Source organism: Acidimicrobiales bacterium (assembly GCA_035316325.1).
Taxonomy (GTDB): Bacteria; Actinomycetota; Acidimicrobiia; order Acidimicrobiales; family VFJN01; genus DASXTK01.
Genome location: DATHJB010000056.1, coordinates 23,587 through 31,566, shown reverse-complemented (window position 1 = coordinate 31,566; position 7,980 = coordinate 23,587). Strand labels below are relative to the sequence as shown.

Annotated in this window: 9 protein-coding genes; 4 read left to right on the top strand and 5 right to left on the bottom strand. The window is 69.3% G+C overall.

Annotated features, from left to right (window positions below; all coding sequences use genetic code 11):
• A partial coding sequence (locus VK611_07765) for an amidohydrolase family protein (protein ID HMG41212.1) occupies positions 1-699 on the bottom strand: 699 nt, incomplete at its 3' end.
• On the bottom strand, positions 693-1,874 hold the full coding sequence (locus VK611_07760; GenBank protein HMG41211.1) for a CoA transferase: 1,182 nt from the start codon (positions 1,872-1,874) through the stop codon (positions 693-695). The genes VK611_07760 and VK611_07765, both read right to left, overlap by 7 nt.
• Positions 1,875-1,897: 23 nt before the next feature.
• On the opposite strand from VK611_07760, the gene VK611_07755 reads away from it, so the two are divergent.
• A complete protein-coding gene (locus VK611_07755) occupies positions 1,898-2,935 on the top strand; it encodes an enoyl-CoA hydratase/isomerase family protein (protein ID HMG41210.1) in 1,038 nt (345 codons plus the stop codon).
• Positions 2,936-2,943: 8 nt separating this feature from the next.
• Here the strand turns inward: VK611_07755 and VK611_07750 are convergent, their stop codons facing one another.
• Positions 2,944-3,420, bottom strand: coding sequence for a VOC family protein (locus VK611_07750; GenBank protein ID HMG41209.1), 477 nt, complete (start codon positions 3,418-3,420; stop codon positions 2,944-2,946).
• Positions 3,421-3,488: 68 nt separating this feature from the next.
• A complete protein-coding gene (locus tag VK611_07745; GenBank protein ID HMG41208.1) occupies positions 3,489-3,764 on the bottom strand; it encodes a hypothetical protein in 276 nt (91 codons plus the stop codon).
• A 594-nt stretch (positions 3,765-4,358) separates the two neighbouring features.
• On the opposite strand from VK611_07745, the gene VK611_07740 reads away from it, so the two are divergent.
• Genes VK611_07740 through VK611_07730 form a run of 3 tightly spaced genes read left to right on the top strand, consistent with a single transcriptional unit; the run spans position 4,359 to position 6,831 of the window.
• Positions 4,359-5,282 (top strand): toll/interleukin-1 receptor domain-containing protein, encoded by a 924-nt coding sequence (locus tag VK611_07740; GenBank protein HMG41207.1) that lies wholly within the window; start codon positions 4,359-4,361, stop codon positions 5,280-5,282.
• Complete coding sequence (locus VK611_07735) at positions 5,279-6,157, top strand: hypothetical protein (protein HMG41206.1); 879 nt, start codon at positions 5,279-5,281, stop codon at positions 6,155-6,157. Before VK611_07740 ends, VK611_07735 begins: the two co-directional genes overlap by 4 nt.
• A 5-nt stretch (positions 6,158-6,162) precedes the next feature.
• Positions 6,163-6,831 carry a hypothetical protein gene (locus VK611_07730; GenBank protein HMG41205.1) on the top strand — a complete coding sequence of 223 codons (669 nt, stop codon included), beginning with the start codon at positions 6,163-6,165 and terminating at the stop codon, positions 6,829-6,831.
• 10 nt (positions 6,832-6,841) lie between these two features.
• Here VK611_07730 and VK611_07725 read toward each other — a convergent pair whose 3' ends face one another.
• Positions 6,842-7,651, bottom strand: a complete 810-nt coding sequence (locus VK611_07725) for a toll/interleukin-1 receptor domain-containing protein (GenBank protein HMG41204.1) — start codon at positions 7,649-7,651, stop codon at positions 6,842-6,844.
• Positions 7,652-7,980 lie beyond the last annotated feature (329 nt).

Below are 7,980 nucleotides of genomic sequence, written 5' to 3'. Positions count from 1 at the left end.
GTCGTCGTCGAGCAGGAGCTTCCGCGGCCCGGGGGTGAAGGCGTCGGGGAGGTCGAGGCCGGCGCTGCTCATCAGGGTGACGTGCTGGGCCATCTCGGCCGTGGCGAGGAGGTCGACGTCGGCCTGGGTGCGGTGGGGGTCCGCGTCGGTGAACCCGACGATCCCTTGCGACGCCGCCTGCCGGGAGACGGCGGCGAGGTCGAGCGGCGTGGGTGGCACCACGCCGGCGAGCCACCCGTCGAGGCGCCAGAGGCGGCCGGTGGGGGTGCCGTGCTCGTCACGCTCGATGCCGGGCTCGTCGGCCGTGGCTGCTCCGGCCAGGTCGAGGGCGAGGCTGTTGAGCACCCAGAGGCCGCCGCTGCGGTGCTGCACCCGGACCGGCCGGTCGGGCACGAGCTCGTCGAGCCGCCACCGGTCGAGCGGCCCGGCGATCGACTCGTGGTACCCGACGGCCCGCAGCCACTGCCCCGGTGGCGTGTTCACCGCGGCCTCCTGCAGCTGACCGACGGGCACCGAGGCCGCAGCCGCCGCCGTCGCCCGCAGGTGCACGTGGTGGTCGTGGAGACCCGGGACGATCGCCCCGCCCCCGGCGTCGACGACGTCGTCCTCACCTCGTCGGTCGAGGCCGGGGCCCACGTCGAGGATGCGGCCGCCGGCGATCCGCACGTCGACGCCACCGTCGCCGCCGACGATCAGCATGCGGGCGGCCGTGGAGGGGCGACGGGGTGCTCGCCGGTCGGCGTCTTCACGACCCAGTCGCCGTCGGGCGTGCGGTGGGCGGCGGCGGGCTCGACGGGGGTGGCGAGGGTCGCCCGGACGGCGTCGACCATGGCGACCTCCACCAGGTGGCCGCCACCCTCGGCGACGGAGGCCAGCGCTCCGACAGCGGCGGAGAGGCCCGAGATCGGGTCGGCGACGGCGTCGGCGCAGAACACCGGGAGACCCTCGTCGTCCCGGGCCACCAGGCCGGCGGCGGCCGCGGCGTCGTCGCCGAAGGCCACCCGGTGCGCGGCCTCCCCGGTGCGGCCGTAGCCGGTGATCGACACCCAGGTGCGCCCGGGGCGCGACGCCACGACGGCCTCGGCGCGGATGCCCAGCTGGGCCAGGGCCCGGGGGCGGGACGACTCGACGACGACGTCGGCCCGGTCGACCAGCTCGGCCAGCGCCGTGCGGCCCGCCGCGGTGGCGAGGTCCAGCGTGACCGAAGCGTGCCCCGCGTGGAGCCACTCGTAGAACCCGGGATGGCCGGCCCGGGCGCCGTCCGGCCGCCGGGTGCTCTCCACCTTCACGACCCGCATGCCGGTCCGCCCCAGCAGGTGGGCGCACAGCGGCCCGGCCCACATGGCCGACAGGTCGACCACCAGCTCGCCGTCGACGTCAGGCGTCGTGCCGGCCTCGCCCAGCCGGTGCAGCGTGAACGCGGCCGCCGGGGCGACCCGGCCCGGGCCCGGCAGCTCGGCGACCGGGATGCCCAGCAGGGTGCCGCGGTCGACGAGGTCGGCTCCAGTCATCCGGGCTGCGGCGCGGGTCAGAACGGCCCACGGGTCGTCGTCGACCACGGCCTCGACGAGGGCGCCCACCGACTCCGCGTCGCTGGGGCGGGCGAGGTTGACGGCGACCCAGCCGTCGGTGGTGGGGAGCAGCCGGCACGACCCGTTGGCCGACGTCCGGCCCCGGCGGCCGAGGCCGAGGAGCGCCGCCCGGCCGGCGAGCAGCTCGGCGACGTCGACCTCCACCGGTAGCTCCCGGGCGGTCGCCTGCAGCGCCGGGACGACCGCCGCGGCGGGGGAGAGGGGCGGTCCGTCGGGGTGGCCCGTCAGCCACATCGCCCCGCTGGCCGCCCAGGCTGCGACCGGGTCGGCGCCATCGGTCATGAAGTGAGGTTACGGTGCCGGGGGTGCTGCTCTCGGTGAGTGATGCTCTGGCCCTCGCGGCGGCCGGGCCCGACGAGGTGGGGGTGCTGACCGGGCACCCGGTGCTGGCGGTCGACGTCGACGGTGCCGCTCCGTCCGACCTGGCGCGCCTGGCGACGCTCACGTCGGCCCTGCCGTGCGTGACGGTCGGCGTGTCCCGGCGGCCGCTGGCGTTCGATGCCCCACCGCCACCGTTCGACGTCCTGCTCAGCGACGTGCCCGAGGTCGCCGTGCCGCCGTGGCGGTCGTGCCTCGAGGGGGTCGACGGAGCACTCCGGGAGCTGGAGGAGGCGGTCGGCCGGGCGCCTCAGGCAGCGGCGGTGCTGGTGGGTGTGCTGCGCCTGGGGAGGGGGCGGTCGCTGGAGGACGGGCTCGCCGTCGAGTCGCTGGCGTACGCCACCCTGCAGGCGGGAGCCGAGCACCGGGCCTGGCTCGACGGCCGAGCCCAACGGGAGCGGCGCGTGCCCGCCCCCGCCGGGAAGGACCCCGTCGACGTCGTGCGCGACGACGGGACCCTGGTCGTCACGCTGCGGCGACCCGAGGTGCGCAACGCCGTCGACACCGCCGTCCGGGACGGGCTGGTGGCGGCGTTCGACCTGGCGACCCGGGACGACACGGTCGCCTGCGTGGAGCTGCGGGGCGACGGGCCGGACTTCAGCAGCGGCGGCGACCTCGACGAGTTCGGCACCACCCCCGACCCGGCCACCGCCCACCTGGTGCGGGCCAGCCGCAGCCCTGCCCGGGCGCTGGCCGGCTGCGCCGAGCGCACCACCGCCTACGTGCAGGGGGCGTGCATCGGGGCCGGTGTCGAGCTGGCGGCGCTGGCCAACTGGGTGGTCGCCCGGCCCGACGCCCGGTTCCGCCTCCCCGAGGTGGCCATGGGCCTGATCCCCGGCGCCGGCGGCACCGCCACGATCCCCCGTCGCATCGGCCCGGAGCTCACCGCCTGGATGGCCCTCACCGGCACCGTCGTCGACGCCCCGACCGCCCTCCGCTGGGGCCTGGTCGACGCCATCGTCTGACCCGGCAGCTACTCGACGCCGTGCTCGGCGAAGCCCTCGACGGCCTTCTGGTACTCCTCGGGGGAGACCTCGCGGACCTGGGTGTTGACCATCCAGCGGTGGCCGAACGGGTCGCGGAGGGTAGCCCGGCGGGTGCCGTAGAACGTCTCGCTGGCCGCCTCTAGGACCGTCGCGCCCTTGGCCTCCGCCTGGGCGACCACGGCGTCGACGTCCGGCACGTACACGTACAGGGCGAACGTGCTGTCGGGGAGGTCGACCGGGCTCATGCCGAAGCCCGGGTACTCGTCGGCCAGGTAGATGTGCGAGCCGCCCAGCCGGAGCTCGGCGTGGCCCACGCGGCCGTCCGGGTCGACGAACCGCTCCCCGTCCTCGACGGCCCCGAACACCTCCACGTAGAAGTCGATCGCCTCGGCGGCCCCTCGCACGCACAGGTAGGGCGCGACCGCCTCCGCCCCCTTCGGTATGTAACTCACGTCGTCAGCCATACCGGTCACGGTACGCCCGCCCCCTCCCAGGGTCTTGAACGAATGTGACCCCGCCGAGCTCTGATCGCTCAGAAGCTGTCCCAGGCGATACGGAGCCGTTCAAGCTGCTGCGTCTGCCTGTTTCGAATCACGATCTCCTCTTCGTCAGTGAGGCTCAAGTAGACGTCGAGCAGTATCAGCCCTCGGCGGACGACCTCGGTGGCTCCGAGATCCCCGTCCATCTGGGTGGCCATGCGGCGGACGGCGGTCGCGACCGGTGGCGAGAGCGTGACGACGGCTCTGCCGTTGCCGCCCGCGGCAGGTGGAGCCGTCTCGGCGGCATCGGGTCGTGAGCGTGCTGGCATCAGGCGATCCTCGGTTGGGGCTGGGTCTGTCTGCGAGGTTAGAAGCAGTATGAAGGCTGTCATTCAACTGCTTTTGCACTGTCATTGGACTGTCATCTAACCTCGCTTGGCGCGGCGAACCCACCGCGCAGCCAAGTGGACACGGGCGGAGGTGGCGGTCAGATGGGCGTTCAGGGGGCCGGAGCTGACGACGTCGTGGAGCCTTGGGACTGCAACCGCGCAGTCACACGTACCGTCATCGACACCACTGCCAGTGTCGAGGGCCGAACTCGTATAGCGGTATTTGCCGCAGTCGTAGTCGTTGTCGTCGTGATCCTTGCCGTCCGTTCGATAGGCCGTCATTCTCACGGAACGTGTTAGTCAGATTTCGAGGAGTAGATATCGCGGTGATGGCAGGCTTGTGGTGTGGATTCAGACGGCGGTCCTGTGCTCGCGGTGTATGTGGTTTGGCACCCTGCCTCCGCTCGAGCTGCCGCCCTCGCGGAATGCCTCTTCACGACGCTCTGCACCGACCCTGACTATCCGGCTCGGAGAGGACTTGGGATCCCGGTGCGCTTTCGAACTTCGAGCTCTTCCACCGACGTGCCTGGGCCGGTGCCCACAGGGCGCCCGGGCAGCACTGCCGTAGTCGTTCTGGCTGATGCGAACCTGATCGTCGATGCCGCGTGGCGCGGCTACGTGAGTTCGTTGGCGCATCGTGTGCCGGACGACCTCGTCATACCTGTCGCTCTGGTGCCGGTGGAGCATCTTCCGAGAGAGCTCACCGAGCTGAGGACCTTTCCACTCGTTGACGTCGCCGAGGAGAACCAACCCGCCGAGCTGCTCCGTCGGGTCATGCACGACCTGGCGCTGTTCATCGAAGCGCGATCTCGACAGGTGAAGGTCTTCATCAGCCACGCGAAACAAGATGGCTTGGCGATAGCGACAGTGGTTCGCCGGCATCTGCATGAGATTGCCGGGCTCGACGACTTCTTCGACGCGGCCGACGTCTCCTACGGCTCGCCGCTCGCAGAGGAGATCACGAGAGCAGCGGGCAACGCGTTCGCGTTGCTCGCCATCCAAACCGACAGCTACGCGTCTCGCGAGTGGTGTCGTCTCGAAGTGCTGGAGGCCAAGCGTCGGCGGGTTCCCATCGTGGTCCTCGCGGCTGTCCGGGTGGGAGAGAGTCGGGCGTTCCCGTATCTCGGCAACGTTCCGGTCGTGCGCTGGGAAGACGACTCTTCGCTACCGGCCGTCGTCAGCGCCCTCCTGCGCGAGGTCCTGGGCGCCAGGTACTTCCCGCGACGGGTGCGGCACCTTTGTCGCCTCTACGGGCTGGATCCCGACCATCAGGTGTTCGCCTACCCGCCCGAGCTCCTCACCGCGCTCCTGTACAGCGTCGACGCTTCGGCCGCGGGGCGAGATGTCGGCCACTACCTCTATCCCGATCCTCCGCTCGGCACCGAGGAGCTCGAACTGATCCGCATGATGGAGCCGCGTCTCACGCCGGTGACGCCGACGACCCTCTGGGCATCATGACCCGTGCGGCAGGGCCGGGTCCGACCGTGGGGATCTCGATATCGGATTCCCCCGTCGACGAGCTCGTCGAGTTGGGGCTGAGCTCATTGCACCTCAGTCATGCGTTCATCGAGATCGTCCGGCACATCCTTGCCGCCGGGTGGTCCATCGCCTACGGCGGCGACCGGCGTCGACCGGGATTCACCGAGGCCATGTTCGACTTGGTACGCACGTACGAGCAGCGTGCGGTCCCGGGGCCTGAGCGGGTGACGAACTACCTGGCATGGCCCATCTGGGTCGGCCGACGCCCTGAAGACGACGCGCAGTTCGCCAACGTCGCCACCCTGATCAAAAGCGCCGCTCCACCAGGATCGCCTGATGCTCTGCCGCCCGCATCCGAGCGGACGGAGAGCGAGAGGTTGCTGTGCTCTCAGGCTCTCACCGCGATGCGCGAGCAGATGACCGCTGCCATCGACGCGCGGCTCGTCCTCGGTGGACGGGTCGCGGGGCAGATGGGTCTGGTGCCTGGTGTGGTCGAGGAGGCTGTGCTCGCGATCGACGCGGGCGTGCCTCTCTACGTGGCGGGTGGGTTCGGTGGAGCCGGTCGGGTGATCGCTGCTGCTCTCGACGGACAGTCGCCGCCGGAGCTCGAAACTGACTTTCAGCTCGATCACACGGACGGCTATCGAGGCTTGCTCGATGCGGCTCTCCTGGAGAGCGTCGAGCCCGACCTCGAGGGCATCGCAAGTCGACTTGCCTCGATCGGACTGGCTGGGCTCCGCAACGGTCTGAGCCAGGAGGACAACCGCCGCCTTGCCCGAACCGACGATGCCGAGGAGGTCGTGACGTTCGTCCTACGTGGTCTGAATCGACTCCATGGCTCATCACCTCGGTGACCCGAGTGGGAGGGATCGTGAAATCTCTAGCCCAGAGTTCGACAACCCGGTTTGCCATCGCCGCAGGATGTGGCGCTCTGGTCGGTGTGCTCGTCTATCTGCTGCGGGGAATAGGAGGATTCCCGCTGTACCTGCTCGTGGGTGTCCTCGCCGGTGTGGCGATGGCTGCTGTCCTCCAGCTCTACGTCAGAAGCGTCAGCCTTACAGAGATAAAGGTGAACGTGCCCCAACTGAGTCAATTGACCTTCGTGGTCAACAATGACGCGAGGAGGACGGCATGGGAGCTCTTCGTCGAGGTATCGACGAGGATCTCCACCCAGCCGCTGGGTGACGAAGATGGGTTCCTGCGCGAGGCGATGAACTCTCTCTATCACCTGTTCGGCCGTACCCGTGACCTGCTGGCGCAGGCGCAGCCGAGCAGGATCACGGGGGGCAAGACTGTCGAGTATCTGGCGATGACGATGCTCAACCATGAGCTTCGTCCTTTTCTCTCGAAGTGGCACCCGCTCCTGACGCGATTCGAGCGATCGGGACAGGTTGACGAGATGTCGTGGGAGCACAACTCTACGTTCCGCAAGGAGCTCAACGAGATGCGGCAACGTCTCGTCGAGTTCGCCTTCTCCTTTGCCCGGCTCGCCGGCGTGCCGGATGCGGAGTCGCTCGTATTGGGTTGAGGACGTCCGCTCACGTTGGCCCGCGTCGCCGGCACTGGGCGAGCAGTCTGATCCCGTTCACCGCCAAGGTGATCGCGGCTGCCGCGGCCACGACGAAGAACGCGGTCTCGACCCGCGTGACCATGCGCTGTCGTCGTACAAGCCGGCGCTTGGGCGTGTTGGTGACGGTGGCTGCGATGTCGGCGACGACGTCGAGGAACCGGCCGTTGCGGAGGGACAACCTGGCACCCGCCTCCGCCCAGGACATATCTGTGATCAGAGGCTCTTCAGGGAACGCACCCTTCAAGGCGGGGTTGATCGCCGACGATCGCTCGAAGTCGAAGTCGCCGGTGGCGCGGTCCCAATGCCACTCTCCGTCGGTACAGACGATCAGGATCCGATCCGACGAGTTGGTGGCCAGCCAACGCCTGATCTCCTGGCCGACCCAGCACGAGTTGGCGGAGGCAGGTGACGCGAGCAGCACCAACCACTGTGCACCATCGATCGCGTCGCAGATGCTCCGCCACAGTCGCGGACTGGTGGGCAGATCTTTCTTGTCGCGGAAGACGCGGAGCGGCGGCCACTCGCGGAACACCCGAAGCGGCGGCGGAGTCCTCCAGTAGGACGGGTCGACGCGCTCCAGGCCGCGCTGGAGCCGGGCCGCACCCTCGCCGTCTGCGCCATGGGAGTACGCCATGAAGACGTCGTAGAGCCTCGGCGGAGATTCGTTGAACGGGGGATCGAGTGGCGCCGCGGAAACGCTGGCATGAGCGATGCCGTTGATCGGCTGAAGACTCAGATACGACGGGCGGGGATCGGACGATCGCTGCACTGCGGACATTCTCCTCAAGGGCTATCGAAACTGAACCTGATTCAAGGAAGAAGAGATGTGGATGGCTCAGGTTCCGTCCTTGCCCGCCAAGGAGTGAACCGACGCGAGTCCCCAGCGACCGTACAACCGACGCTCCGCGCTCCTGCGCTCACCGTCGATTCGTTGCTCGACGCCTGTCTGATGGCTTATCAACACCGACGAGGAGAATGTAGGAAAGACGCTTGCTACGCAATGCTACCGACGAAGGTACCAATGTTAATTCCGCGTGAACGACCCTGGTCGCGATGCTACCGACCTTGATTTTCCATCCGAAAGGTGCTCAACGGCGGGTGTAGAAC

Coding starts and splice junctions, on each gene's coding strand:
- VK611_07760 (HMG41211.1), bottom strand. CDS start 1,874: ATGACCGATGGCGCCGACCCGGTCGCAGCCTGGGCGGCCAGCGGGGCG.
- VK611_07750 (HMG41209.1), bottom strand. CDS start 3,420: ATGGCTGACGACGTGAGTTACATACCGAAGGGGGCGGAGGCGGTCGCG.
- VK611_07745 (HMG41208.1), bottom strand. CDS start 3,764: ATGCCAGCACGCTCACGACCCGATGCCGCCGAGACGGCTCCACCTGCC.
- VK611_07735 (HMG41206.1), top strand. CDS start 5,279: ATGACCCGTGCGGCAGGGCCGGGTCCGACCGTGGGGATCTCGATATCG.
- VK611_07725 (HMG41204.1), bottom strand. CDS start 7,651: ATGTCCGCAGTGCAGCGATCGTCCGATCCCCGCCCGTCGTATCTGAGT.